This is a genomic window from Haloarchaeobius pelagicus (assembly GCF_051207375.1).
Classification (GTDB): Archaea; Halobacteriota; Halobacteria; order Halobacteriales; family Natrialbaceae; genus Haloarchaeobius.
The window spans coordinates 1,300,652-1,325,578 of the sequence record NZ_JBPJZD010000001.1; the positions used below are offsets into that span (position 1 = coordinate 1,300,652).

The 24,927-nt window shown below is 66.4% G+C and carries 27 protein-coding genes; 16 read left to right on the plus strand and 11 right to left on the minus strand.

Translation table 11 applies throughout. From position 1 onward, the window contains the following. Window positions 1-124 precede the first annotated feature (124 nt). The gene (locus ACSC1S_RS06815; protein ID WP_435363692.1) at window positions 125-1,192 is read left to right on the plus strand and encodes a DUF8058 family membrane protein; all 1,068 of its coding nucleotides are present in this window, start codon (window positions 125-127) and stop codon (window positions 1,190-1,192) included. A 39-nt stretch (window positions 1,193-1,231) separates the two neighbouring features. Here the strand turns inward: ACSC1S_RS06815 and ACSC1S_RS06820 are convergent, their stop codons facing one another. From ACSC1S_RS06820 to ACSC1S_RS06830, 3 genes are all read right to left on the minus strand, one after another. Next, a complete protein-coding gene (locus ACSC1S_RS06820) occupies window positions 1,232-2,146 on the minus strand; it encodes a mechanosensitive ion channel family protein (RefSeq protein WP_435363693.1) in 915 nt (304 codons plus the stop codon). Continuing rightward, window positions 2,146-2,391 (minus strand): YhbY family RNA-binding protein, encoded by a 246-nt coding sequence (locus ACSC1S_RS06825; RefSeq protein WP_435318119.1) that lies wholly within the window; start codon window positions 2,389-2,391, stop codon window positions 2,146-2,148. Before ACSC1S_RS06825 ends, ACSC1S_RS06820 begins: the two co-directional genes overlap by 1 nt. A gap of 107 nt (window positions 2,392-2,498) precedes the next feature. Then, the gene (locus tag ACSC1S_RS06830; protein WP_261651053.1) at window positions 2,499-2,774 is read right to left on the minus strand and encodes a ribonuclease P protein component 4; all 276 of its coding nucleotides are present in this window, start codon (window positions 2,772-2,774) and stop codon (window positions 2,499-2,501) included. A gap of 114 nt (window positions 2,775-2,888) precedes the next feature. Between ACSC1S_RS06830 and ACSC1S_RS06835 the strand changes: the two genes are divergently transcribed. Together ACSC1S_RS06835 and ACSC1S_RS06840 are read left to right on the plus strand one after the other, a co-directional pair. Further along, the gene (locus tag ACSC1S_RS06835; RefSeq protein ID WP_435363694.1) at window positions 2,889-3,953 is read left to right on the plus strand and encodes a glycosyltransferase family 4 protein; all 1,065 of its coding nucleotides are present in this window, start codon (window positions 2,889-2,891) and stop codon (window positions 3,951-3,953) included. A gap of 41 nt (window positions 3,954-3,994) precedes the next feature. Further along, window positions 3,995-5,095, plus strand: a complete 1,101-nt coding sequence (locus ACSC1S_RS06840; RefSeq protein ID WP_435363695.1) for a glycosyltransferase — start codon at window positions 3,995-3,997, stop codon at window positions 5,093-5,095. On the opposite strand, the gene ACSC1S_RS06845 is transcribed toward ACSC1S_RS06840, so the two are convergent. The 3 genes from ACSC1S_RS06845 to ACSC1S_RS06855 form a co-directional block, all read right to left on the minus strand. After that, on the minus strand, window positions 5,077-5,328 hold the full coding sequence (locus tag ACSC1S_RS06845; RefSeq protein WP_435318122.1) for a hypothetical protein: 252 nt from the start codon (window positions 5,326-5,328) through the stop codon (window positions 5,077-5,079). The two genes, ACSC1S_RS06840 and ACSC1S_RS06845, sit on opposite strands and share 19 nt — an antisense overlap. 48 nt (window positions 5,329-5,376) lie before the next feature. Next, window positions 5,377-5,811: a hypothetical protein gene (locus ACSC1S_RS06850; protein ID WP_435363696.1), complete on the minus strand. Its 435-nt coding sequence runs from the start codon at window positions 5,809-5,811 to the stop codon at window positions 5,377-5,379. Between the two features lie 75 nt (window positions 5,812-5,886). Beyond that, window positions 5,887-6,651: a DUF2797 domain-containing protein gene (locus ACSC1S_RS06855; RefSeq protein ID WP_435363697.1), complete on the minus strand. Its 765-nt coding sequence runs from the start codon at window positions 6,649-6,651 to the stop codon at window positions 5,887-5,889. A 170-nt stretch (window positions 6,652-6,821) separates the two neighbouring features. Between ACSC1S_RS06855 and ACSC1S_RS06860 the strand changes: the two genes are divergently transcribed. Continuing rightward, window positions 6,822-9,410 (plus strand): efflux RND transporter permease subunit, encoded by a 2,589-nt coding sequence (locus tag ACSC1S_RS06860; protein WP_435363698.1) that lies wholly within the window; start codon window positions 6,822-6,824, stop codon window positions 9,408-9,410. On the opposite strand, the gene ACSC1S_RS06865 is transcribed toward ACSC1S_RS06860, so the two are convergent. Beyond that, entirely contained in the window at window positions 9,388-10,038 is a 651-nt protein-coding gene (locus ACSC1S_RS06865; RefSeq protein ID WP_435363699.1) for a DUF8102 family protein, read from the minus strand. The genes ACSC1S_RS06860 and ACSC1S_RS06865 overlap by 23 nt on opposite strands. Window positions 10,039-10,125: 87 nt before the next feature. Between ACSC1S_RS06865 and ACSC1S_RS06870 the strand changes: the two genes are divergently transcribed. The 5 genes from ACSC1S_RS06870 (at window position 10,126) to ACSC1S_RS06890 (ending at window position 16,133) form a co-directional block, all read left to right on the plus strand. Next, a complete protein-coding gene (locus tag ACSC1S_RS06870) occupies window positions 10,126-10,461 on the plus strand; it encodes a BsuPI-related putative proteinase inhibitor (protein WP_435363700.1) in 336 nt (111 codons plus the stop codon). A gap of 272 nt (window positions 10,462-10,733) precedes the next feature. Further along, window positions 10,734-11,924 carry a S8 family serine peptidase gene (locus ACSC1S_RS06875; protein ID WP_435363701.1) on the plus strand — a complete coding sequence of 397 codons (1,191 nt, stop codon included), beginning with the start codon at window positions 10,734-10,736 and terminating at the stop codon, window positions 11,922-11,924. Window positions 11,925-12,037: 113 nt separating this feature from the next. Next, window positions 12,038-13,270 (plus strand): S8 family peptidase, encoded by a 1,233-nt coding sequence (locus ACSC1S_RS06880; RefSeq protein WP_435363702.1) that lies wholly within the window; start codon window positions 12,038-12,040, stop codon window positions 13,268-13,270. A gap of 258 nt (window positions 13,271-13,528) precedes the next feature. Next, window positions 13,529-14,770 (plus strand): S8 family peptidase, encoded by a 1,242-nt coding sequence (locus ACSC1S_RS06885; RefSeq protein ID WP_435363703.1) that lies wholly within the window; start codon window positions 13,529-13,531, stop codon window positions 14,768-14,770. A gap of 163 nt (window positions 14,771-14,933) precedes the next feature. Beyond that, entirely contained in the window at window positions 14,934-16,133 is a 1,200-nt protein-coding gene (locus ACSC1S_RS06890; RefSeq protein ID WP_435363704.1) for a S8 family peptidase, read from the plus strand. A 16-nt stretch (window positions 16,134-16,149) separates the two neighbouring features. On the opposite strand, the gene ACSC1S_RS06895 is transcribed toward ACSC1S_RS06890, so the two are convergent. Next, window positions 16,150-17,091 (minus strand): NAD-dependent epimerase/dehydratase family protein, encoded by a 942-nt coding sequence (locus ACSC1S_RS06895; protein ID WP_435363705.1) that lies wholly within the window; start codon window positions 17,089-17,091, stop codon window positions 16,150-16,152. A 125-nt stretch (window positions 17,092-17,216) separates the two neighbouring features. Between ACSC1S_RS06895 and ACSC1S_RS06900 the strand changes: the two genes are divergently transcribed. From ACSC1S_RS06900 to ACSC1S_RS06920, 5 genes are all read left to right on the plus strand, one after another. Then, window positions 17,217-17,786, plus strand: coding sequence for a tRNA (cytidine(56)-2'-O)-methyltransferase (locus ACSC1S_RS06900; RefSeq protein WP_435363706.1), 570 nt, complete (start codon window positions 17,217-17,219; stop codon window positions 17,784-17,786). A gap of 37 nt (window positions 17,787-17,823) precedes the next feature. Next, window positions 17,824-18,348: a transcription factor gene (locus ACSC1S_RS06905; protein WP_261651068.1), complete on the plus strand. Its 525-nt coding sequence runs from the start codon at window positions 17,824-17,826 to the stop codon at window positions 18,346-18,348. Continuing rightward, a complete protein-coding gene (locus ACSC1S_RS06910; RefSeq protein ID WP_435363707.1) occupies window positions 18,348-19,019 on the plus strand; it encodes a DUF2110 family protein in 672 nt (223 codons plus the stop codon). Before ACSC1S_RS06905 ends, ACSC1S_RS06910 begins: the two co-directional genes overlap by 1 nt. A gap of 4 nt (window positions 19,020-19,023) precedes the next feature. Next, on the plus strand, window positions 19,024-19,848 hold the full coding sequence (locus ACSC1S_RS06915; RefSeq protein ID WP_435363708.1) for a DUF5803 family protein: 825 nt from the start codon (window positions 19,024-19,026) through the stop codon (window positions 19,846-19,848). Between the two features lie 78 nt (window positions 19,849-19,926). After that, a complete protein-coding gene (locus tag ACSC1S_RS06920) occupies window positions 19,927-20,631 on the plus strand; it encodes a competence/damage-inducible protein A (protein ID WP_435363709.1) in 705 nt (234 codons plus the stop codon). 6 nt (window positions 20,632-20,637) lie between these two features. On the opposite strand, the gene ACSC1S_RS06925 is transcribed toward ACSC1S_RS06920, so the two are convergent. Continuing rightward, a complete protein-coding gene (locus ACSC1S_RS06925; protein WP_435363710.1) occupies window positions 20,638-21,168 on the minus strand; it encodes an ester cyclase in 531 nt (176 codons plus the stop codon). A gap of 348 nt (window positions 21,169-21,516) precedes the next feature. Between ACSC1S_RS06925 and ACSC1S_RS06930 the strand changes: the two genes are divergently transcribed. Together ACSC1S_RS06930 and ACSC1S_RS06935 are read left to right on the plus strand one after the other, a co-directional pair. Next, a complete protein-coding gene (locus ACSC1S_RS06930; protein WP_435363711.1) occupies window positions 21,517-22,596 on the plus strand; it encodes an ATP-NAD kinase family protein in 1,080 nt (359 codons plus the stop codon). Between the two features lie 170 nt (window positions 22,597-22,766). Further along, on the plus strand, window positions 22,767-23,798 hold the full coding sequence (locus tag ACSC1S_RS06935; protein WP_435318138.1) for a PhoU domain-containing protein: 1,032 nt from the start codon (window positions 22,767-22,769) through the stop codon (window positions 23,796-23,798). A 66-nt stretch (window positions 23,799-23,864) separates the two neighbouring features. Here ACSC1S_RS06935 and ACSC1S_RS06940 read toward each other — a convergent pair whose 3' ends face one another. Both ACSC1S_RS06940 and ACSC1S_RS06945 read right to left on the minus strand, forming a co-directional pair. Next, window positions 23,865-24,329 (minus strand): DUF7528 family protein, encoded by a 465-nt coding sequence (locus ACSC1S_RS06940; protein WP_435364592.1) that lies wholly within the window; start codon window positions 24,327-24,329, stop codon window positions 23,865-23,867. Between the two features lie 127 nt (window positions 24,330-24,456). Next, a complete protein-coding gene (locus tag ACSC1S_RS06945; RefSeq protein ID WP_435320236.1) occupies window positions 24,457-24,900 on the minus strand; it encodes a DUF7528 family protein in 444 nt (147 codons plus the stop codon). Between the last annotated feature and the right edge of the window lie 27 nt (window positions 24,901-24,927).

Below are 24,927 nucleotides of genomic sequence, written 5' to 3' on the forward strand. Positions count from 1 at the left end.
GGCTATCCCCCGCCAGTCCGGACTCTCACGCGTACTGAGGAGTGATTCGGTATTTGGGTCAGCATCTCGTCACTAGAGGTAGTATGGTCTTGGTATCGCCGAAACGGGCACCGGAGGGAGACGCGTGAGTACCGAGACGGGCACTCGTGAGACAGCCAGCAGCGACCACGAGCCACAGGCGCGTTTCGACCTGCTGACACCGACGGACGGGCCGGTCGCGGCCGGACTCTGGCTGGTCCTCTTCTACTTCGTGGTCGACCGGCTGTCCGGCCCGGCGGTCGTCGCCATCCAGCGCTGGGAGCCCGCGGTCGCGGCGGACTCGGTGACGACGTGGCTCGCGGTGCTACTGTGGCTGGTGGTCGGTGCCGTCGTCGTGAAACAACTCGTCCGACAGGTGACCGCCAACCCACGGTCGTTCGACACCCCGACAGAGCGACTGGCGTTCCTCGACCGCGACCGACCGACCCAGACCGCCTACGTGTTCTACAGTGCGACGGTGCTGGTCGGGCTGGTCGTCGCTGCGGCGGTCTGGCCGGCGGTCGGCACCTTGCTGGACCGGCTGTTCGCGATGGTGCTCGAACGACAGGACGGCGCGACCTTCGACGTGCAGTCGGCCGCATTGCTCGGCGCGTTCTTCGCCGGGTTCGCCGTCGCCGCCCGCGCTGCCGACCGGCTGGTCGTCGGCGGGAGCCGGGACCTGCTCTACCGGTCGCTCCAGTCGACCGATGTGGGGGCGTCGGCGACCGCCCGGGCCGACGCGATGCGACTCGCCGGCTGGGCCGCCATCGCCGTCGCCGTCGTCCTCGTGGGGTACTGGCTCGTGCTACTTGGCAGCGGTCAGGTACCAGCCGTCCAGGACGAGCCGCTGCCGCTGACGCCCAGACTCGTGGGACAGGTGGGCACCGGCATCGCGCTCCTCGTCGCCGGCACGGCACTCGTGACCGAGCGGTCCTACGCGATTCGAGCCTTCCTGGTCGCGGCGGGGCTGCTCGCCTACGCCTTCGTCGACGCCGTCGGCTACTTCGTCCAGCAGGGTGACACGGTCGGCGTCGGCCTCTTCGTCGCGCTGACCGTGGTCGCCGTCGGCGTCGCCCGGCCGGTGCTCGCGCGGAGCTGGTTCGACGGGCGACGGGTCGAACCGGTCACCACCGCCGAGGTCCCCACGGTCGAGGAGTTCTCCGACGACGACTGAGGAACGAACCGGAACGAACCGGCGAGGAGAGAACCGCAGTCAGTCGTCCGCGGAGACGACTTCCGAGAGCTGTGCCATGTCGAGCGAACCGCCGATGGTGCGGTTCGGGTAGGGGATGTCGATGCCCTCCTCGTCGAAGCGCTCCTTGACGGCCTGGACGTACTCACCGCGGGTCCGAACGAAGTCGGCGCGCGACGGGTTGTCGATCCAGATGCGGGACTTCAGCCCGACGGAGGAGTCACCCAACTCGGTGAGCCGGACGGTCGGTTCGGGGTCGTCCATGATGCCGTCGTGTTGCTCTGCCTCCTCGACGATTATCTCGGTCGCCTTGTCGATGTCGTCGTCGTAGCCGATGCCGAACAGGAACTGCAGGCGGAGCTGGTCCTTCGCGACCGGGTTCTTGATGACGCCGTTGGTCAGCTGCGAGTTCGGGACCGTCAGCAGTTCGTTGTCGAACGTCCTGACGCGGGTGACACGCAGGCTGATGTCCTCGACGATTCCCGAATGCCCGTCCCACTCGATCCAGTCGCCGATGCGGAAGGGCTTGTCCGTGAAGATGAACACGCCAGCGACGAAGTTCGCGATGACGTCCTGCATCGCGAAACCGATGGCGAGCGTGGCCGCCGCACCGATGGTGGCGAGGGCGGTCAGGATGTTTCCGAAGCCGGCGAACGCGAACGCGAAGCCGATCGCGGTGAAGATTATCGCGAAGTAGGTTATCTTCCGGAGGGGAATCCGGGCGTGTTTGTCCAGTCCCCGGCGGTCCATGAGCGTCCCGACGAGCGGGAGGACGACGATTCGACCGATAGCGTAGACCCCGAGGAAGCCGACGAGGAACAGGATGGCCGAGGCCACATCGGCTGCGTACGCTTCCGGGATACCGGCGTCGAACAGGGCCCTGGCGATCCCGTCGAGGCCCGCACCGTTCCCCTGCAGGAGTACGCCCCCGAACATCAGTTGTAGACGGCAGTGTTCCCGCGAACGTCGAACAGCTCGGCGTTCACGAGGCCTTCCAGTTCTTCGGCGAGTTCCTCGGTCGAGGTTCCTCCCCGGGCCGCCCGGAGGAACTTCACCTTCACCATCTGGTTTCCTTGCAGCTGGTCGTTCAACTCGTCGACGACCGCGTCGATACCGCCTTTGCCGACCCACACTGTCACATCGAGTTCGTGGGCCTCTCGGCGAAGCTCTTCGTTACTCATACCCCCCGCTTTTGCGGCCAGCGCTTTCAATGTTTCACCAAACGTGCGAGGTGCAGGTGCGGACGAAAGGGCGGGTAGCGACCGACGACAGGACCGATATCTGGGGGTTAGCGGTACGGGTACCGCGTGTGGTGTCCGCAGTCGCAGGTCACGACCACGTGGCCGTCTTGCAGTCGCGTCCGGGCGTTCACACCCGGCAGAAGGTAGGCGTCGCAGTCGTCGCAGGTGAAGCGTCTGAACCGGTACGGGAGCCGGACCCGGTTCCGCTCGGCGATGCGTCTGGCGAGCCGGACGTACTCTCGGGCACGGTCGAACTCGCCGTTGCGCGTCGCCTCCCGGGCGAGGGCGTCCAGCCGGTCGATTCGCTCCTCCGCGATGGTCATCTGTCCGTGGGTTCCGCCCCGACGACAAAAGGGGTACCGTCTTCCGACCGAGGGAGCCTCGAATCCGCGACGAGTCGCAAACTATTTTTCTGTCGTCCGAGGACCGACACGACAGTGCGCGTCCTGAATCACCTCGAACTCGAATCCCAGTTGGAGCGAAGCGGCATCGGCACCGCCGCCGACCAGCAGCGCGAGTCGCTGGCGCGGGCCGCCCCCGACATCGACGTCGTCGACTCGCCCTGGACCGACGGCTCCCTCCCGGACGCCGCGTTCGCCAAACTCGCGTTCGACGAGTCCCTCTTCGCCGACTACGACCTCGCTCACTGCAACATGATCGGGCCCGAGTCGCTGGCCGTGGCCCGCCATGCCAAGCGCAACGACATCCCGCTGGTCCTCCACGCCCACGTCACCAAGGAGGACTTCCGCGGGTCGTTCCGGTTCTCGGACGCGGTCGCGCCAGCCCTCGGCCAGTATCTCAAGCGGTTCTACTCGCAGGCCGACCTCGTGCTCTGTCCCTCGGAGTACACCAAGGGGGTCCTCGACGACTACCCGCTCTCTGCGCCCATCAAACCCATCTCGAACGGTATCGACCTCGACTCGATGGCCGGCCACGAACCCTTCCGCGAGGAGACCCGCGAGGAGTACGACCTCGACGGGATGGTCGTCTTCGCCGTCGGCAGCGTCTTCGAGCGCAAGGGCCTGACCACGTTCTGCGAACTCGCACAGTCGACCGACTACGACTTCGCGTGGTTCGGGACCTACGACGAAGGCCCCCACGCCTCGAAGACCGTCCGGAAGTGGACCCAGAACCCGCCCGAGAACCTCACCTTCACCGGCTGGGTGGACGACAAGCGCGCCGCGTTCGCCGCCGGTGACGTGTTCTGCTTCCCATCGAAGGTGGAGAACCAGGGGCTGGTCGTGCTGGAGGCGATGGCGTGCGAGAAGGCAGTCGTCCTGCGTGACATCCCCGTCTTCCGGGAGTACTTCGAGGACGGCCACGACTGCCTGCTCTGTGAGACCAACGCGGAGTTCGAGGCCGCCCTCGACCGCCTCGACGAGAACCCCGACCTCCGCCGCCGGCTGGGCGAGAACGCCCGCGAGACCGCCGAAGAGCACAGTCTGGAGACCATCGGTGCGGAACTGGCGGACACGTACCGCGACCTCCTCTCGGCCGACTGAAGTCACTCCTTTTAAGTGTTCGTCGCCTGATTACGGCGATAATGACGCAACAGGTTGCGGCCTTTACCGACACCTATCTCCCGACGGTAAACGGCGTGACCTACACCATCAAATCCTGGCGGGAGCGGTGGAACCGCCAGGACGGCTGGATGGACGTGGTGTACCCCGATTCCGACGGGCACTCGCCCGCCGCCGGCGAGTACCCGGTCAGGTCGGTCCCGTTCCCGTTCTACGAGGGCTTCCGCGTCGGTGCCCCGCAGATTCCCGACGCCGTCGAGAACGCGGACGTCATCCACGCACACACCGCGTTCGCGCTCGGCCTCGCCAGCCTGCGACTCGCGCGCTCGGAGGACAAACCGCTCGTCGCCTCCTATCACACCCCGACCGCGGAGTACGCCGAGTACATCTCGCCGTCGCAGACGTTGGCCGGCGGACTCCAGCGTCTCAGCAAGCGATACGAGCGCTGGTTCTACGACCGCGCCGACCTCGTCATCACGCCGTCGGGGCCGACGCGCCGCCACCTCACCGACGTCGTCGGCGTCGATACGCCGGTGCGGGTCGTCTCGAACGGCATCGACACCGAGCAGTTCAAGCCGGTCGACGCGACCGGGTTCCGCGAGAAGTACGACCTCTCGGGCACCCTCGTCGGCTACACCGGCCGCCACGGGTACGAGAAGGAACTCGACCAGATACTCGCGGCGACGGAGGGGCTCGACGCGACCGTCGTCTTCGGCGGCGACGGCCCCGCCCGCGAGGACCTCGAGGCCGAGGCACGGAAGCGAGACGTGGACGCACGGTTCCTCGGGTTCCTCGACCGCGAGGAGATGCCCGCGTTCTACTCCGCCCTCGACGTGTTCACCTTCCCCTCGCCTGTCGAGACGCAGGGGCTCGTCGCCCTCGAGGCCAATGCCTGCGGGACCCCGGTCGTCGGGGTGAACGCCGGCGCGCTCGCCGAGACGGTCGAGGACGGCGTGACCGGGTATCACTTCGAGCACGGCGACCGGGAGGGGTTCCGAGCGGGCATCGAGCGCACCCTCGAGAACCGCGACCGCCTCTCCGAGAACTGTCTCGCTCGCCGGGACGAGGTGAGCATCTCGAACGCGGTCGACCGCCTCGCGTCGCTCTACGACAGCGTGTCGTAACCACGCTCGAACAGCGATTTCTCGCGTCTGAGCCCGTCCAGTACCGTCCCCAGCAAGAACAGCCCCGCCAGCAGCGCCAGCGCCAGCCCGAGTCTGTCACTCACGCCACCGGTGAACAGTACTCGCAGCGCTGTCCCGAGCAACGCGAGTGGGAGCAGCGACAGGGCGATTCGCGTGTGCGGCTCCGGCAGCTCGTCGAGCACCGCGTAGAGAAGCACTGCCGAGAGCGACATCTCGGCACACAAGTTGTGGAAGCCTCCGGCAAAAAAGTGACGGAGTAGTTACCGGTCTTCGAGCGCGTCCGCGATGCGCTTGAGCGCGCGGGTCTGGTCGCGAAGTTCGTCACGCATCTGGCGGACCTCGCGGACCAGTTCCTCGTTGTCGGCACCGCCTTCTTCGCCCCGACCGCCGGGGCCGCCGGGACCGCCACCCATCATGCCGCCCATCATCTGGGCGAACGGGTTGCCGCCACCCATGCCGCCGGGGCCGCCGGGGCCGCCGCCCATACCGGGGCCGCCACCGCCACCGCCCATACCGGGGCCGCCACCGCCGCCGCCCATCATCTCTTCCATGCGCTCGCGTCGGTCCTCGTCGGACTCCTCCTCGCGTCGCTGTCGGATCTCCTCGACACGCTCGCGGAACGACTTGGACTCTCCGTCCTCCTCGCCTGCTTCTTCGCCCGGGGCCTCTTCGCTGTGGTCTTCGTCGTTTGCCATACCGTCGCGTTCCATCTCCGTACCGAAAAGGGTTTTTCTCGCGGGCAGGTGAGTCGGTCGCCACCTGTCGACCGTTCAGGAGAAGACGGCGAGACTGGACTGCAGGTCACGCTCGGGGGCCCGCTCCTCGACGCCGTAGCCGACCAGGTCGCGGAGGTCGACAGCGTAGGTCGTGCCGGCGTTGTCGAGCACCAGCACCCGCCCTTTCACACCGACGACCGCACCGGCCAGCACCGTCTCGGCGACCGGCCGGACCGACAGGTCGAGCCCGTAGTCGAAGGCGAACGTCTCGATGGGGTCGAACCTCGTGAGGAGGTCGGTCCAGGCCGGTTCGTCGACCGTGGTTCCGAACCCCGCGAGTTTCGTGGGGACGCGGACCCGGTCCGGCAGTGGCACCTCCCGGGCGTGTTCGGCCTCCAGTTGCCGGGCGATGCGACCGTCGGAGACGGTGTGGATGTGGGCCGCTCGGTCCGCCCCCTGCTCGCGGAGGCGCGTCTCCAGCCGCCACGAACGGGTGACGCCGACCTTGAACGTGTCCGGGGCGAACGCGGCCAGATAGACCGCGTGTTCCTCCTCGCAGCTGTCGAGCGGTTTGTCACAGTCGCCCGTACAGATTGCACACTGCCAGGTGCGCTGGTGCTGGTAGCAGTACGGCGTCTCGTCGCGGTCGCACGGGCGGTGTTCCTCGTCGGAGAGCGCACCCGCACACCAGCGGTCGCCCAGGGTGTACGCGAACTCCGTCCCCGGGTCGAGGCGCTGGCGGGTCGTCGTCCCGTCCTCGGCGAACACCAGGGCCGGTGCGCGCGATTCGCGCTCGGTCTCGTAGCCGACGATCTGCACACGCCGAGGTAGCGCTGTTCGGGGTAAAGTCGTGTCGTTCGGCACTTTATAACCCATAACAGATTATGGCCTAACTCGTTTAGCACAACGGTTTTCTATCAGTCCGTCGAAGCGCGGAATATGACAGTATACCTGCCGTCTCCGACACCACCTGTCGAGGTGGGCACGACGTGAACGCGGACCGCATCGCCGAGGCAATCGTCGAACACAGCAAGCTAGTCATCGTCCTCCTGTTCGTCGCCACACTCGTCGTCGGGAGCGGTGCCTCGCAGGTCGACCAGTCGGCCTCGATGGACAGCTTCCAGACTGAGACCGAAGCCGCGGACAAGTTGGAGTACATCGAGCAGAACTTCCGGACCGAGGGCCAGAACCGGACCACCGTCCAGGTCGTGGTCCGCGGCGACAACGTCCTCTCGAAGGAGTCGTTGCTCTCGTCGTTGCGCTTCCAGCAGGCGCTGTACGAGAACGAGACCGTCGACGGGACGCTCGCCGACGCACCGGCGGTCGTCGACGTGTCCAACGCGGTCGCCATCGCGGCCATCCAGCGCGAGCGGGCCCAGAGCGGACAGCCGGGCGGTGCACCGCCCTCGCTCGACGAACAGATATCGGCCGTCGAGTCCCTGAACGAGTCCGAGGTCGACAGCCTCGTCAGCGGCATCCTCGGCGACAGTTCCCAGGGCGGGGACGGCGGTGCCGCCCCCGGCGGTGACGCACTCGCCCTGATGCCCATCGACTACGACCCCGGCTCTACCACCGCCGACGCCCGGGTCATGCTCGTCTTCCAGTCGGTCCCCGCGGATTCGAGCGGCACCGACCTCCCCGAGGACGTGGCTGCGGGGCAACTCGCGGTGCAGGACATCGCCGAGGCAGACCTCGGCAGTGACTCGTTCGTCTTCGGTATCGGTATCGTGAACGACGAGACGGGGCGGTCCATCGGTGACAGCTTCACCATCATCGGGCCGCTGGCACTGCTCCTCGTCATCGTCACGCTGGTCATCGCCTACCGGGACCTCGTCGACATCGTCCTGAGTACCCTGGGCATCGGCCTCGTGCTCGTCTGGATGCAGGGGTTCATGGGCTGGGCCGGCATCGACTTCTCGACGACGCTCATCGCCGTCCCCATCCTGCTCATCGGGTTGGCGATCGACTACGCCATCCACGTGTTCATGCGCCACCGCGAGGCACGCGAGGAGGACCCGGACGCCTCGGTCGACGTGACGATGAAGCGAGCCCTCGCTGGCGTCGGCGTCGCCCTGGTCTGGGTGACGGTCACCACGTCCATCGGGTTCCTCTCGAACCTCTCCAGTCCGCTACCACCGCTCCAGAACTTCGGGCTGGCGAGTGCGGCCGGCATCGTCGCCGCCCTCTTCGTCTTCGGGGCACTGATTCCCGCGCTCAAGGTCGAGGTCGACGGCCTGCTCGAACGGTTCGGGTTCGACCGGCGCAAGAAACCCTTCGGCGGGGAGGGCCGCGGGGTCGGCCGCCTGCTCGCCATCGGGAGCATCGGCGCGAAACGGGCCCCCATCGCGGTCCTGCTCGTCGCACTCGTGCTCAGCGCGGGCGGGGCCTACGGCGCGACCCAGGTCGACACCAGCTTCGACCGGAGCGACTTCCTCACCGAGGAGCCGCCGGGCTGGATGAAGGAGTTACCCGAGCCGTTCGCGCCCGGCGAGTACAACATCCGACAGAACGCGGAGTACATCAACGGGAAGTTCCTCCAGCAGGACTCGTCCTCGAAGGCCGAGTTGCTCATCCAGGAATCGGGCGGGTCGATAACCGACCCGGACACCCTGGAACGTGTCCAGCAGGTGCGTGACCGGGTGCGCGACAGCGAGACCGTCATCACGCTCGCCGACGGGGAGCCCCGAATCGTCGGGCCGCTCTCGACCATCCAGCAGGTGGCCGCCCGGAACGCCTCCTTCGCCGAGACGGTCGCAGACGCGGACACCGACGGGGACGGCGTCCCCGACCGGAACCTGCAGGCGGTCTACGACCAGCTCTATCAGGTGTCGCCCGACGAGGCTCGTCGCGTCATCGCTCGCGACGACGGCGAGTACGTCGCGCTGCGCATGCAGGTCGCCATCCAGGGTGGCTCGCCGGTCCCGCAGGTCAGAGACGAGATGCAGGCCGCGGTCGAACCGGCCCAGGGCAACGGCCTCACCGCCACCGCGACCGGCCAGCCCGTTCTCACCGCCATCATCCAGGACGGGCTGCTGGAGACGGTCGTCGTCACCCTCGTCGTCACGGTGCTGGCCGTGCTGGCGGTCCTCGTCATCGGATACCGGCTCTTCACCGGGTACGGGTCGCTCGGAGCCATCACCCTCCTCCCCGTCGTCCTCTCGCTGGCGTGGGTGCTCGGCGCGATGTGGCTCCTGAAGATCCCGTTCAACGCCCAGACCGCCCTCATCACCAGTTTAGGAATCGGCCTCGGCGTCGACTACAGCATCCACATGTCCGAGCGCTTCACCGACGAGCTCGACCGACTGGGAAGCGTCGACGACGCGGTCTCTGCCACCGTCGGCGGGACCGGTGGCGCGCTCCTCGGGAGTGCCGTGACGACGGCGTCCGGGTTCTCGGTGCTCGCGCTCGCCATCGTCCCGTCGCTCCAGCGCTTCGGTATCGTCATCGGCCTCGCCATCGTGTTCGCGTTCGTGGCTGCCGTGCTCGTCTTCCCGAGCCTGCTGGTGCTCTGGGGACGAGTCGTACCGAACGAAACGGCAACCACCCGGCCGGACGCTACTGTTCGACAGGAATCCTGACCAGGTCGTCGTCCAGCAACTCCGGGTCGCTCCCGAGGAACGCCCCGACGCGCTGGACGTACTCTTCGTCGTCCATCCCGAGAGTCCCCTTCGACATGTCCAGCATCACGGCATCGAGATGGTCGAGGACCTCGTCGTCGCCGGCCATCACGGACATGAACTCGTCGGGAGCGACCGGTTCACCGGCCTTCAGACGGGTAGCGACCGAGTCCAGTTCCTCTCGGCGCTCGACCTGCACGTCGAGGGAGACGGTCACGTCGACCGTCGTCCCGAAGCCCTCCGCGGCGTAGGCTTCCTCGGCCCGCGTGATGGCCGGGGCGAGCACGTGCTCGAAGTCCATGCCGGTCTCTTTCAGCCCCATGTAGCTGAACGCCAGCATCCCGACCAGCCCGTACTCGAAGGCGGGGTCGTCCAGGCCCTTCTCGAATATCTGGCGACGGTCCTTGCGCTCCAGGTTCCGGATCAGCAGGTAGAAGTCCACGATGCCGTTCGTCACCCGGTTGCGGATGCGCGCCTCGGCGTTGCGCTTCGACTGCTCGTGTGTCATCTCGGTCAACCCGAGCAGGTACTTGCGGTCCGCCGGGGACAGGAAGCCGCGGGGTCGGTCGGGCTCGAACTCCATCTCCATAGATAGCTTCCGGTTATGCCGACGGCCGATATAGATGTGCCGGGTTTACGGACAAAACCTATGTCGCCCCCGCCAGTACCCCGCCGTATGTCACTCTCGGGCACACTCGAGGCGGCGTCGACAGACGACGGTGTTACGTTCACGTTCACCGTCGAGAACACCGGTAGCGACCCCGTCGAACTCCAGTTCGCCGATGGGCAGACCCACGACGTGCTCGTCATCGAAGACGGGGACACCCAGGTCTGGTGCTGGAGCGAGGGCCAGATGTTCATGCAGATGCTCCAGCAGGAGACCATCGCACCGGGCGACCACGTCACCTACGAGTGTATCTGGGAGGACCCCGAGCCCGGGGAGTACGTCGCCGAGGCGTTCCTGTCGGCGTCGAATGCGGACTGCGAGGCGTCGGCGGAGTTCACAGTATAGGTGGGCCGACGCAGCGCGCGCCGGGTCTCGGCCGCGTTGCGTGACTGGTCTGTCGCTCGTTTTCCCGGAGAATATTCCCGCTTCGTCCCAGACCGACCGCCCAGACGTAGAATGTTTCTGGCAATTTTTGCGATTTATTTTCTAAACTAACTCAACGAATCTGAATCAAGAACGGACAGTGATAGCCATTAGAAATGTTATTGTTAAATCTAGTGGCCGTTCGCGACAGAACCCAAACTATATGTACCCGATGGTGATTACCGTTGGGCTGGATGTCTGACAAAGACTCACAACCGTCACGGCGTACCATCCTGCAAGCGACGACCGGCGCTCTCGCGAGCGCGGGCATCGTCGGCCTGAGTTCGGCCAAGCCGGCCGACAAGGTCGAGGTCAACGTCGGGTTCGACGGAGCGAGCGGCCGCAACGCCACGCTCAGCGCGGCCGACGACGTCGTACGCGAGTTCAACTTCGACGCCGCCACGATCCAGCTGCCGAAGAAGGGGGCAGAGGCGTTGGCGCGGAACCCCAACATCCGCTACGTCGAAGAGAACGGCACGATGCACGCCCTCGCCGAGACCGAGGGCTGGGGAATCGACCGCACCGACGCCGACGTGGCACACGCCAACGGCGAGACAGGGTCGGGAGCCGACATCGCCATCCTCGACACGGGGATCGACTCGGACCACCCCGACCTCCAGGCCAACATCGGCTCGGGCAAATCCTTCGTCGCCTGTAAAACGAAGGGTGGCTGTCGCTTCGGCGCGAAGCCCGCTGACAACACCTGCTACCAGTCGTGGGACGACGACAACAACCACGGGACCCACTGTGCGGGCATCGCGAACGCGGTCGACAACACCGAGGGTGTCATCGGCGTCTCGACCGAGGCGACCCTGCACGCCGTGAAGGTCCTCGACAAGTGTGGCTCTGGTTCGTTCTCCGACATCGCCGCCGGTGTCGAGTACGTCGCCGACCAGGGCTGGGACGTCGGGAGCATGAGCCTCGGTGCCTCCTCGGGCTCCTCGGCGCTCCGTGACGCCTGCCAGTACGCCGTGAACGCGGGCGTGCTCCTCGTCGGCGCGGCGGGTAACTCCGGTCCGTGTACCGACTGTGTCGGCTACCCGGCCGCCTACCCCGAGGTCATGGCCGTCTCCTCGACCGCCTCCGACGACAGCCTCTCGGACTTCTCCTCGACGGGGCCGGAGGTCGAGATCGCCGCACCCGGGACGGACATCTACTCCTCCGTCGCGTCCAACGGCGGCTACGACACCTACTCGGGCACCTCGATGGCGACGCCGCACGTCGCCGGCGCTGCCGGCCTGCTGATGGCCAACGGCTACACGGCGTCCGAGGCCCGCGACCAGCTGAAGGCCACGGCGGAGAACATCGGCCTCGCTTCCAACGAGTCCGGTTCCGGGCTGCTCGACGTCGCGGCCTCCCTCGGCCTCGATTCCTCGGACAACTGAACTGTCACTGGTCCCCCTTTCTGCGGTCGTGTTGGTGTTCTAACCAGTAGCTGTGGCTCAACTCTCCAGAAATCCAAAATATTAATTACCAACGGTGTGTGGTACATGTTGTCATGTCACGAAAGGAGGGGCAGGTCACGAGGCGTCGATTGCTCAAGACGACAGGGGGGACCCTGACCGCGGCGTCGCTCACAGGGCTGTCACAGGCAGCCGCCGGCGACACCGTCGAGGTCAACGTCGGGTTCGACGGTCCAGGTGGCCAGCGCGCCGTCGAACGCGCCGCATCGTCGGTCACACGTCGGTTCGCGTTCGATGCGATGACCGTGGAACTGCCGGCGAAGGCCGTCGGTGCGCTCGACCGCAATCCGAACATCCGCTACGTCGAGAAGAACGGGCTGATGCACGCCATCCCGAACCGACCGGGAACGCGCGCGCCCCCAGGCGCTTGCTCACCCTGGCCGAGCTGCGATGACGGTGGCGACGGCGGTGACACCAGCCAGACCCTGCCGTGGGGTGTCGACCGGGTGGATGCCGAGGTCGCGCACGCCAACGGGGACACGGGTGCGGGTGCCGACATCGCCATCATCGACAGCGGTATCGACGCCGACCACCCCGACCTGCAGGCCAACCTCGGGACGGGGACGGCGTTCGCCAGCTGTCGCGGTGGGAGCTGTACGACGAGCTGGGACGACGACAACGACCACGGCACGCACTGTGCCGGCATCGCGGGCGCAGACGACAATAGTCAGGGAGTCGTCGGGGTCTCCACCGAGGCGACCCTGCACGCCGTGAAGGTCCTCGACAAGCGCGGGTCGGGGAGCTTCTCCGACGTGGCTGCCGGTATCGAGTACGTCGCCGACCAGGGCTGGGACGTCGGGAGCATGAGTCTCGGTGCCTCCTCCGGTTCGCAGGCCGTGAAGGATGCGTGCACGTACGCGGCTGACAATGGCGTTCTGCTGGTCGCCGCCGCCGGCAACTCGGGGCCGTGTTCGGACTGTGTGGGGTACCCGGCTGCCTACTCGGAGGTCGTCGCCGTGTCCTCGACGAACGACTCGGACGGGCTGTCGTCGTTCTCCTCGACGGGCCCCGAGGTCGAGATCGCCGCGCCCGGCTCGTCCATCTACTCGACGGTGCCGGGTGGGTACGACACGTTCTCGGGCACCTCGATGGCCTGCCCGCACGTCTCCGGGGCGGCCGGACAGCTGATGGCAGGCGGCGCGTCCGCCTCGCAGGCGCGGAACACGCTGACGAGTACGGCCGAGAACATCGGTCTCGCCTCGAACGAGTCCGGTGCCGGCCTGCTGGACGTGGCGACCGCACTCAACCTCGACTCGTCGAACAACTGAGTCGGGGCGAACCGGGGTGGTCTGGACCAGCCCGCCAGCACCATCGTCGGGTTCGGAGACCGGCTGTTTCGGGCGATAGTTCGTTCCACACTCATTTATTCCGGCGGTCAGATTTTGAAAAAACGTGTTCAGAGGGGGGTAGCGACCGTAACGATAGATTTCCAACTCACGTTACTTCTAAATTATCTAAATTGTATGGCTAATTTCACCGAAGAAACACAAGTTTTAATTATAGAAGGGGTCTCGTCAACGATGGACATGGCAGACAACAACAGTCAGATGTCGCGGCGGCGGCTACTGAAAACGACGGGTGGGGCACTCACGGCGACGGGGGTCGTCGGACTGTCGCAGGCGAAAGGCGGCGATTTCGTCGAGGTCAACGTCGGATTCGATGGCGCACGAGGACGGGCGCGGGCCGAGAAGGCGGCCTCGAGCGTCAAGCGCCGCTTCAACTTCGACGCGATGACCATCGAGGTCCCGCGCAAGGCACTGAAGGGTCTGCAGAAGAACCCCAACATCCGCTACGTCGAAGAGAACGCGCAGATGTTCGCCATCCCGCACCAGCCGAGCACGTACAAGCCGCCGGGCAAGTGTAGCCCGTGGCCGGACTGCAAGGACGGAGACGGTGGTGGCGGCGGCGATACCAGCCAGACACTCCCGTGGGGCATCGACCGCGTCGACGCCGAGGTCGCACACGCCAACGGGAACACGGGCGCAGGGGCCGACATCGCCATCCTCGACACGGGGATCGACTCGGACCACCCCGACCTGCAGGCCAACCTCGGCTCGGGTGCCTCCTTCGCGAAGTGCAAGGGCAAGAGCTGCAACTACGACTGGGACGACGACAACGAGCACGGCACGCACTGCGCCGGTATCGCCGGCGCGGACGACAACTCCCAGGGTGTGGTGGGCGTCTCCACCGAGGCGACCCTGCACGCCGTGAAGGTCCTCGACAGCCGCGGGTCCGGGTCGTTCTCCGACATCGCCGCCGGTGTCGAGTACGTCGCCGACCAGGGCTGGGACGTCGCCAGCATGAGCCTGGGCGGTTCCTCGGGCTCCTCGGCGCTCCGTGACGCGGTCCAGTACGCCGACAGCAAGGGCGTCCTGCTCATCGCCGCGGCAGGCAACTCCGGCCCGTGTACCGACTGTGTCGGTTACCCGGCCGCCTACCCCGAGGTCGTCGCCGTGGGCTCGACGAACTCCTCGGACGACCTCTCGTCGTTCTCCTCGACGGGCTCCGAAGTCGAGATCGCCGCGCCCGGGTCGGACATCTTCTCGACCGTCCCCGGCGGCAGCTACGACACGTTCTCGGGCACCTCGATGGCCTGCCCGACGGTCTCCGGTGCCGCGGGCCAGCTGATGGCCGGTGGCGCGTCCGCCTCGCAGGCACGTGACACGCTCACCAGCTCGGCCGAGGACATCGGCCTCGCCTCGAACGAGTCCGGTGCCGGCCTCCTGGACGTCGCCGCCGCACTCAACCTCGACTCGTCGAACAACTGACTGCCGCGACAGTTCGACGACTCGGACACACTCCTCGGCGTTTTCTCGCGATTCGACATGACTGGTATGTTACTCACCAGCATGCTTATTTCAGTAGCGGACAACTTTCAGTATGGAAGGGCAAGTCACTCGTCGAGCGTTGCTGCGGGCTACTGGTGGAACATTGGCGGTCGGGCTGGGTTCTGGAATCGTCACAGGCGGAGCACCTGCACGCGACGGCTTCGTCCAGGTCAACGTCGGCTACAGCGACGTACGCGGCAGGGCGGCCGCGCGCGGGGCCGCACGGTCAGTCGACCGGGAGTTCGCGTTCGACGCCCTCACCCTGACCGTTCCCCAGCAGGCGGTCGCGGGGCTCTCCAAGAACCCACACGTCAGGTACGTCGAGGAGAACGGTGTCTGGCACGCTATTCCGAACAGGCCGGGAGCAGCGAAGCCCCCGGGTGGCTGTGAGCCCTGGCCCGAGTGCAAGGATGGCGACGACGGCAGCGACGGTGGTGGCGGGGACCCGCCCAGCCAGACGCTCCCCTGGGGTATCGACCGGGTGGACGCCGAGGTCGCCCACGCCAACGGGGACACGGGTGCAGGGTCCCACGTCGCGATTATCGACAGCGGTATCGACGCGAACCATCCCGACCTGCCGAACGTCGGGGCAGGGCGGGCGTTCGTCAACTGCCGGGGCGGGGACTGTCTCACCAGCTGGGACGACGACAACGACCACGGCACCCACTGTGCCGGCATCGCTGCGGCAGCGGACAACACCGAGGGCGTCGTCGGTGTCGCGCCCGGTGCGACCCTGCACGCGGTCAAGGTCCTCGACAAGCGCGGCTCCGGGTCGTGGAGCGATGTCGCGGCCGGCATCCAGTACGTCGCCGACCAGGGCTGGGACGTGGGCAGCCTGAGCCTCGGTGGGTCCTTCGACTCCCAGCTCGTTCGGGATGCCGTCACGTACGCCGTGAACGCGGGGGTCCTGCTGGTCGCGGCGGCCGGCAACGATGGCCCGTGTTCGGGCTGCGTCGGCTACCCCGCAGCGTACGACGGCGTGATGGCGGTCGGCTCGACGACCCAAACCGACACCCTCTCGTACTTCTCTTCGACCGGCTCCGAAGTGGAGATCGCTGCACCCGGCTCGGCTATCTACTCGACGGTGCCCGGCGGCAGCTACGACACGTTCTCGGGTACCTCGATGGCCTGCCCGCACGTCTCCGGCGCGGGCGCACAGCTGATGGCCGGCGGACTGTCCGCAGAACAGGCCCGGGCCGCGCTCACCAGCACGGCCGAGGACATCGGCCTCGCCGGGAGCGAGGGTGGAGCCGGCCTGCTCGACGTGGCGGCTGCCCTCGGGCTCGATTCGAGCAACAACTGAAACAGCGAGTTCTCTCTTACTCGTATTCTGCCCGCAGCTCCGTCAGCAGCTGCCGGGTCGCCTCGCGGACCGCCTCGTCGCTGGACTGGCTCGGCTCCCAGCCGAGCGCGGAGAGCTTCTCGATGGAGAGACGCATCTTCGGCACGTCACCGGTCCAGCCGCGGTCGCCGCCGGTGTACTCGTACTCGGGGTCGAGGGCCATCTCGTCGGCGACGATGTCGGCGATGGTGTTGACCGAGGTCGTGGTGCGAGTCCCCAGATTGTAGACGTTGTAGTCCTTCTCGGCGTGCTCGACCACGTGGCACATCGCGTCGATGCACTCCTCGACGTGGAGGTAGGACTTCTCCTGCAGGCCGTTGCCGAGGATGGTCAGCGTGTCCGGGTTCTCCAGGAGCTTCTCGATGAAATCGGGGACGACGTTCCCGCGCTGGTTCGGGCCGACGATGTTGGCGAAGCGGTACACCCACGCCTGGATGCCGTAGGAGTGGGCGTACGTCGAGATGATGGCCTCGTCGGCGAGCTTCGAGGAGCCGTAGATGGAGATGGGTTCGAGCGGCGCGAAGTCCTCCGGGGTCGGCATCGGGGCCTCGCCGTACACCGTCGAGGACGAGGTGAAGGCGAGCTTGTCACAGCCGACCTCGTCCATGCGTTCGAGGACGTTGTACGTCATCGCGCCGTTCTCCTCGAACAGCTTGCGGTCGTCGTCGTAGTTGGTGTCGGTGTACGCCGCGAAGTGGAACACCATGTCGGTGTCCTCGGTGAGGACCCGGGCCACGTCGTCGGCGTCGCACATGTCCGCCTGTTCGAACTCGACCGTGTCGGGGACCTGGTCGCGTGTCCCCTTCGAGAGGTCGTCTGCGACGAGGACGTCGTTGTCCTCGGCGAGGTGCGCCGCGAGATGCGAGCCGACGAGTCCCGCGCCGCCGGTGACGAGGACCCGCTTGTCGGTCAGCTTCATGACAGACGCTGGACCGCCGGTGAGTAAGTGCGTTCTGGTACACGGTCCGGGTATCACGGACCCGGACGCTTCTGGCCTGGGGCGGAAACGAAACCCCCTAACGGGTGCCGCCAGTACCGACGGCCATGCAAGGAGAACCCGAGGTCGCCGTGGTCCGGCTGGCACACCGCCCGGGCCGTGACGACCGGATGACGACGCACGTCGGGTTGACGGCGCGCGCCCTCGGTGCGGACCGGGTCATCTACCCGGACAACGCCGCCCAGTCCCGCCAGACCGTCGAGGACATCACGGGTCGCTTCGGCGGCCCCTTCGAGGTCGAACTGGTCGAGTCCACGAAGTCCGTGGTCAGGAACTGGGACGGGAAGGTCGCCCATCTCACGATGTACGGCGAGCGCGTCCAGGACGTCGAGGACGCGATTCGCTCGACCCGGGAAGACGACGAGGAATCACTGCTGGTCGTCGTCGGCTCCGAGAAGGTCCCGTTCGACATCTACGAGGCTGCCGACTGGAACGTCGCGGTGACCAACCAGCCCCACTCCGAGGTCGCGGGACTCGCGGTGTTCCTCGACCACGTGTTCGACGGCCGAGAACTCGACCGCGAGTGGGAGGATGCAGAAAGTCGCGTCATCCCGAAAGCGACCGGGAAGAAGGTCGTATCGGCGGACGGAGAAGACGGCAATCCCACGGACGAGTAACAAGATTTAACCCGTTTACGGCCCCCATTTCGACATAATGGCTTTTGAGGGACTGCTCGAAGACCCCGTCATCCAAAAATATCTCCACGAACTGGTGGGCCCGAAGGGCATGCCAGTGGCCGCGGCCCCGCCGGACGGCGAGGTCACGGACGAGGAGCTCGCCGAGGAGCTCGACCTGGAGCTGAACGACGTCCGCCGGGCGCTGTTCATCCTCTACGAGAACGACCTCGCGACATACCGCCGCGTCCGCGACGAGGACTCCGGCTGGCTCACCTACCTGTGGACGTTCCAGTACGAGAACATCCCGGAGAACCTGGAAGAAGAGATGTACCGCCTCCTCGACGCACTCGACGAACGGAACGACTACGAACGCGACCACGAGTTCTACCTCTGTGAGGTCTGTTCCATCCGGTTCGAGTTCGGCGAAGCGATGGACTTCGGCTTCGAATGCCCCGAATGTGGGTCGCCGCTCGAGTCGATGGACAACGCCCGCCTCGTCGAGGCGATGGAATCACGCATCGCGAACCTTCGCGACGAACTGAACGTGGAAAGCAACGCATAATGGTCGTACTCGCGACCAAAGTGTACGTCGAGGGCGACGCCCGAGAGCGTGCCATGGACGGCCTCCGGTCGCTCGTGGACAACGCGGTTGGCGACCTCGACGTGACCTACGACATCGGTTTACGTAACGACGAGTTCCCGTCGGTGACACTGGACGGCGACGACGCGGTCGCCGCCCGGAACGCCCTCCGCGAGGAGTGGGGCGAGATCGTCCCCGACCTCCAGGAGGGCGAAACCTACGTCGGCACCCTCGAACACTGGGACGACGACGGGTTCATCCTCGACGCGGGCCAGAACGTCCGCATCCCCGCCGACCAGCTCGAACTCGGTATCGGGCGACCGGAACAGATCCGAAACCGCTTCGGTCTGGTCCAGCACCTCCCCATGGAGTTCGTCTACGGCGGCGACGAGCCCTCCCGGCTCTCCGACGGCGAGCGCGACCGCCTGTTCGACTGGACGCGTGGCACCGGCCGCGTGAACGTCAACAGCGCCACCCGCGGCGAGACACGCGCGACGGTCAACCGCGCCGGCCACGCCCAGGACATCGTCACGGTCGAACGACTCGGCCTGCTCGAACAGTCCATCATCTGTCGGGAGGAGACCGACGCGCCCGGCCTGCTCGCAAGCATCGGGAGCTACCTGCCTGCCGAACTCAAGTGCGTCGTCCCGTAGGACCATGAACCGACGACTGCTGCTCGGCGCTGGCCTGCTGGTGCTGCTCGTCGCGAGCGCCGGCTGTACCAGCATCTTCGGCGGCGGTATCTCCGACGAACAGCTCGACAGCAACGCGACCTACGCCTGGGACGAGGTGCCTGACTGGGACACCACGGGTGACGTACCGAAACCGGTCGAGACTGCCGAGACGACCGACGTGTACGTCAACGTCACGGGTGGCTCCTACCACGCGGTGTACCACCTGAACAACACCTCCCAGACGGATTTCGAGGTCTACACCCGCGGGCTGAGCAACGAAGACCCGGTGGAGATATCGGCGGTCCGGTACCGCTACCCCAACGGGACGACCGTCAAGGGCTCCGCGCTGGAGGTGTACAAGACCAACTACAAGACCCACGTCGTGTTGCCCAAGAACGCCCAGGGGACCACGAACGGGACCCTCGCGTTCACCGCCCCGGCCGAGCCGAAGAACTTCCGCCTGCTGAACTACATGGAGGGCTCCTACGAGGTCGTCCTCCCGGCGGGGATGCGAACCAAGTTCTTCCTGTTCGGACAGGTCGTCCCCTCTGCCGACGAGTACTCGGTCCAGGACAACCGTGTCCACCTCGAGTGGGAGGAGGTCTCCGGCACGATCACGGTGAAGTACTACCTCGAGCGTGACTTCTACATCTTCACCGGCGCGGTCGGCATCCTCGGGCTGGTCACCATCGGCGGGATGGCGTACTACTGGTACCGCATCAAGGCACTCGCCGCGTTGCGCGAGCAACTCGGCATGAACGTCGAGCTGGGCGACGACGGCGACGGGCCGCCGCCCGGGATGCGGTAGCGCAGTCGTCTTCCTGAACGACCCGGCCGTCTAGCCGCGAGGGACGCTGTTTTTACCGTCGACGCCGAACCACAAGCCATGCAGGCAGCCGTCGTGACCGTCGGAGACGAACTCCTCAGTGGCGACACCGAGAACACCAATGCCACGTGGCTCTGTCGCGAGTTGACCGAGCGTGGCGTCAGCGTCGAGCGGGTGTTCACCATCCCCGACGACATCGGGGACATCGCCCAGATAGTCAACGAGAGCTACGCCGCCTACGACGCCGTGCTCGTGACGGGTGGGCTCGGGCCGACCCACGACGACGTGACGATGGAGGGGGTCGCGGCCGCGTTCGGGCGCGACGTCGAGAAGAACGAGGAGGCCGCCGCCTGGCTCACCGAGCACGGCGGCTACGCCGCGGGCGACCTCGTCGACGGGACGACCCACCTCCCGGTTGGGTCCCGGGTCCTCCACAACGAGGAGGGCGTCGCGCCCGGGTGTGTTGTCGAGAGCGTGTACGTCTTCCCGGGCGTCCCGGCGGAGATGAAGGCCATGTTCGCCGAGGTGGCCGACGAGTTCACCGGGGAGGTCCAGCACGTCGAACTGGTCCACGCGGGCGAACCGGAGTCCCAGCTCGTCGACCGCTTCGCCGAACTCCGCGAGCGCTTCGAGGACGTGCAGGTCGGGAGCTACCCCGGTGACCACGTTCGCGTGAAGCTCTCGGGACCGGACGAGTCGGTCGTCGTCGAGGCGGCAGCGTGGCTCCGCGAGCGTGTCGACCCTCCAGAAGAGACCGTCGAGTAGGAACCCTCAGTCGCCGCTACGCAGGAACCCCTCGCGGATGGTCTCGGCGAGCGACTTCACCAGGTCGCGCGGCCCGCGCGTGTCGAGGCCCAGCTGGTCGCCCACGCCGAGGGCGTCCTCCAGTCGCCATATCTCGGCGATCTGGTCGTCCTCGAAGCGGAACCGGAAGACGGTCGGCACCTGGAAGAGACGCCCGGTCGGGGCGAACGGGCCGCGGCCCGGTACAGGCAACATCCCGGTGTGGCGGCCCCGCATCGTACAGTAGGCTATCGCCTCGTCACCGTCGATGACCAGCGATTCGACCGTCGCCTCGCAGTCGGAGAATATCTCGTGCTGTCGGGTCACGTGTCGTCGCAGTGCGCGCCGCCCAGTGACACCGGTCCCCCAGCAGTCGAGATGCAAGGCGGCATCGGGCGTGAACAGGTCGTCGACACGGTCGATGTTCCCAGCCACGAACACGTCCTGGATGGCCTGTCGGGCCAGGATCTTCTTCGCGACGTGCTCCGACCGCTCCCCTACGCGTAGCTCTGTTGCCATGCGGTCGATACGCGACCGACAAGAATAGCCGTGTCGTCAGTTCAGTTCGTGTAGATGTGGTAGAGCCAGCCGACCGTGATGAGCAGGCTCGCAACCAGTACCACCCAGCCGATTCCTTCGAAGGGGACGTGTTCCGCCAGTAGGACGTTCATATCGGGGGCGTACCGACTGCGGTGGCTTAAGCGTTCACATCCGTCGCAGGGTGAGCCGTCTCACGGTGGTTCTCTCGACCGCGAACCAGCGGGGTCGGCGCGGCAACACCACGCTCGGTGAACGGAGTGGAACTGGAACGATGACAACCACTCACAGAAGCGGGTCCTTTTTCCACCCGAGGGCGTAACCCCGAGTATGCGAATCGGGGTCGTCGTCAATCCCATCGCCGGCATGGGTGGCCGTGTCGGCCTGAAGGGGACCGACGGGAAAGTCGACGAGGCACGGGCGAGAGGAGCCACAGAGCGCGCACCGGGCCGAGCAGTCGAGGCACTGTCCGCACTCCGGGCAGCCGCGACCGACGACCTGACCGTCTTCACCGCGGCTGGCGGCCTGGGCGCAGACGAGTGCGCCGAGGCCGGCCTCGACGCTGCCGTGGTGTACCACCCCGAGGACGCCGGCAGTACCGGGGACACGACGGCAGCGGACACCAGGGCTGCCGTCCGGGCGTTCCTCGACGAGGGGGTCGACCTCGTGTTCTTCGTGGGTGGCGACGGGACCGCGGTCGACGTGGCCGAGACCATCAACGACGCCGGGAGCGACGTGCCGATGCTGGGTGTGCCCGCGGGCGTGAAGATATACTCCTCCGTGTTCGGCGTGACGCCGAAGGACGCGGGCCGCATCGCGGCGACGTTCGACCGGGTCGCCGACCGCGAGGTCAACGACATCGACGAGGACGCCTACCGCGGCGGCGAGGTCCACACCGAATTGAAGGCCGTCGTCCGGGTGCCGGTCGCCGACGCGGTCCAGTCCTCGAAGCAGGTCGGCGGCGGGACCATCGAATCGCTTGCAGGCGGGTTCGCCAGCGAGACCGACCCCGACGTGACGTACGTCCTCGGCCCGGGCAGTACCGTCGGTGCCATCAAGCGCCAGCTCGGCTTCGAGCCGTCACCGCTGGGGGTGGACGTGTGGCGTGACGGCGAGGTCCTGGTCCGCGATGGCACCGAAGCCGAGATACTCGCCGCGCTCGGGGACCGGAACGAGGTCGTCGTCTCACCCATCGGCGGGCAGGGATTCATCTTCGGGCGTGGCAACCACCAGATCTCACCCGACGTCATCCGCCAGTCGACGGTCACGGTCGTCGCCTCTCGCGAGAAACTGGATGGGGTCGGCGTGCTGCGCGTCGACACCGACGACGAGGCGGTCGACGAGTCGCTCCGTGGCTGGCAGAAGGTCCGGGTCGGTCGCTACGAGCACCGATTGCTCAAGGTCCTCTGAGAACCGAAACCGTTCAAATCGCCAGATTCGGTGGTCGTCACGAGGGAATCGTCCAGTATCATACCCCAGGCTGGCCTGGAGAATGGTAAGACACCGGAGTATTATCTCATGGGGCGAAATATAATGACTGGGTAGTCAGATATAAGGTCATCCTCTGGCTATGAGTCTCCATGGAAACACGGAAGGTGCAACGGCTCGGGCCGTCCACGCTCGCGATGACGCTGCCCGCGGAGTGGGCGAAGGAACACGGTGTCGAGAAAGGTGACGAGGTCTCCCTCCGCATGGGTGGGAAGGGGACCCTCACCGTCATGCCGGAGTCAGCGAACACTGAGGAGTCGGAAGCCATCATCCACGCGGACAACCTGGACGCAGACGCGGTCGAGCGCGCCATCGTCGCACAGTACGTGCTGGGCCGACGCGTCATCCGCGTCGAGTACGCCGACGGGACGCTTCCCTCCGACCACATCAACGCGGTCTACCGCGCCGAGACACAGCTGATGGGTCTTGGCGTCATCGAGGAGACGCCCGAGAGCATCTCCATCCGCTGCTCCGTCGACCCCGAGGACTTCACGCTCGACAACCTGCTGGGCCGACTCGAATCGACCGGGAGCACCATGCGCGGTGAGGCCATCAAGGCGCTCGCCCACGGCAATCCCGATCTCGCCCAGCGCGCCCTCAACCGGGAGCGCCAGGCGAACAAGATATTCGTGCTGATGCTGCGGCTCATCTTCACGGCGTACCAGAACCCGAACCTCGCACGCGCGGTCGGTCTCGACTCCGGGTTCCCCCTCATCGGCTACCGCTCCATCGCGAAGAACCTCGAACTCACCGCCGACAACGCCGAGGACATCGCGGAGATCGTCCTCGAAGCCGAGGGCCACACCCTCGACGTGGACTCGGGCACGATGCGGCGCATCCGGGAGTTCACCGAGCAGGTCGACGAGATAACCCAGCTCGCCGTCGAGTCCGCCGTCGAGCGCGACTACATGAAGACCATCCAGGTCCGCAAGCTGTTCCACGAGATCGGCGACCGGGAGAAGGAGATCTTGAACGACCTCCCCGAGATGGACAACGGCGATCTCCTGCAGGTCCGTGAAGTGCTCGTCAGCCTCCAGCAGACCGCCCAGTACGCGATGCGGAACGCGGAGATCGCGGCCAACCTCGCGCTCAACGAGGAATCCGAGCACACGACCATCAACTGAGGAACGGCCCTCAGACCGATTTCTTTCGAGACTGTTCGACAGGCCAGACAGCCAGTGCTGCCGCCGTCAGTCCGCGGACACCTCCTCGAACTCGCCGGTTGCCGCGGTGGCCTCCGCTGCATGGGCCGACTGGTCCGCCTTCGTCGCGGTCAACGGCCGCCGACACGTTATCTCGCAGTCGAAGTCGGGATGCTCCGCGAGGTGTCTGACGAGCAGATGGCGGCGCGAACCGGTGATACCGGTCCGGCCGACCGCCTCCGCGCCGAACTCGTCGGGCAACCGTTCGTACAGGCGTTCGAGGGCGGCGAAGCTCTCGAACACCTTCGTGTTCCCCGCCGAATCGGCGGCGCGGCGCGTCACCTCGTAGGACCCATCGGCGCGGTGGACGGACGCGGTCCGGAAGAACTCGCGATGCTCGACCATCGCGTCGCCGATGCGCTCCTGGAGGGCAGCGGCTTCCGCCCGGGTCAGTTCGCGTCGCTGGTCACCCAGCTCGACGACGACCGAGCCACGCTCGGCAGTCACTGAAATCTCATTACCGTCGGAAAACTCGACCAGGAGAGTGGGTACTCCGGTTCATACCTGTCCGGTACTCGGCTTCACTGATAAAGGTGCCGCCCTGACAGGTCTGCACAGCACGGGACCGACGGTAACAGTCTCAGTCGGCCGACGCCGGCACCTCCCGGTCCACGTCGGTCGTGGGCGTCGTCTTCTGGACCGTCAACGGGCTTCGACTCGTTATCTCACAGTCGAAGCTCGGGTGTTCGGCGAAGTGGCGGACCATCATGTGCCGGCGCGAGCCGGTGATGCCGGTCCGACCGACGGCCTCCGCGCCGAACTCGTCCGGCAGGCGGTCGTAGAGCCGCTTGACCTCCGTGAAGTTCTCGAACACCTTCGCGTTGCCCGAGGAGTCCGCACCGCGTCGGGTCACTTCGTACGAGCCGTCCTCGCGATGAACGCCCGCGGTCCGGAAGAACTCGCGGCGCTCGACGAGCGCGTCACCGATCTGCGATTGCAGCGCAACCGCTTCGCGTCTGGACAGCGTCTGTTCTGTACCACCGATAGAAACGACGATCGATTCACAGTCCGAGGTTACTGCGATATCTTCACCGTCGGAGAACTCGACCAG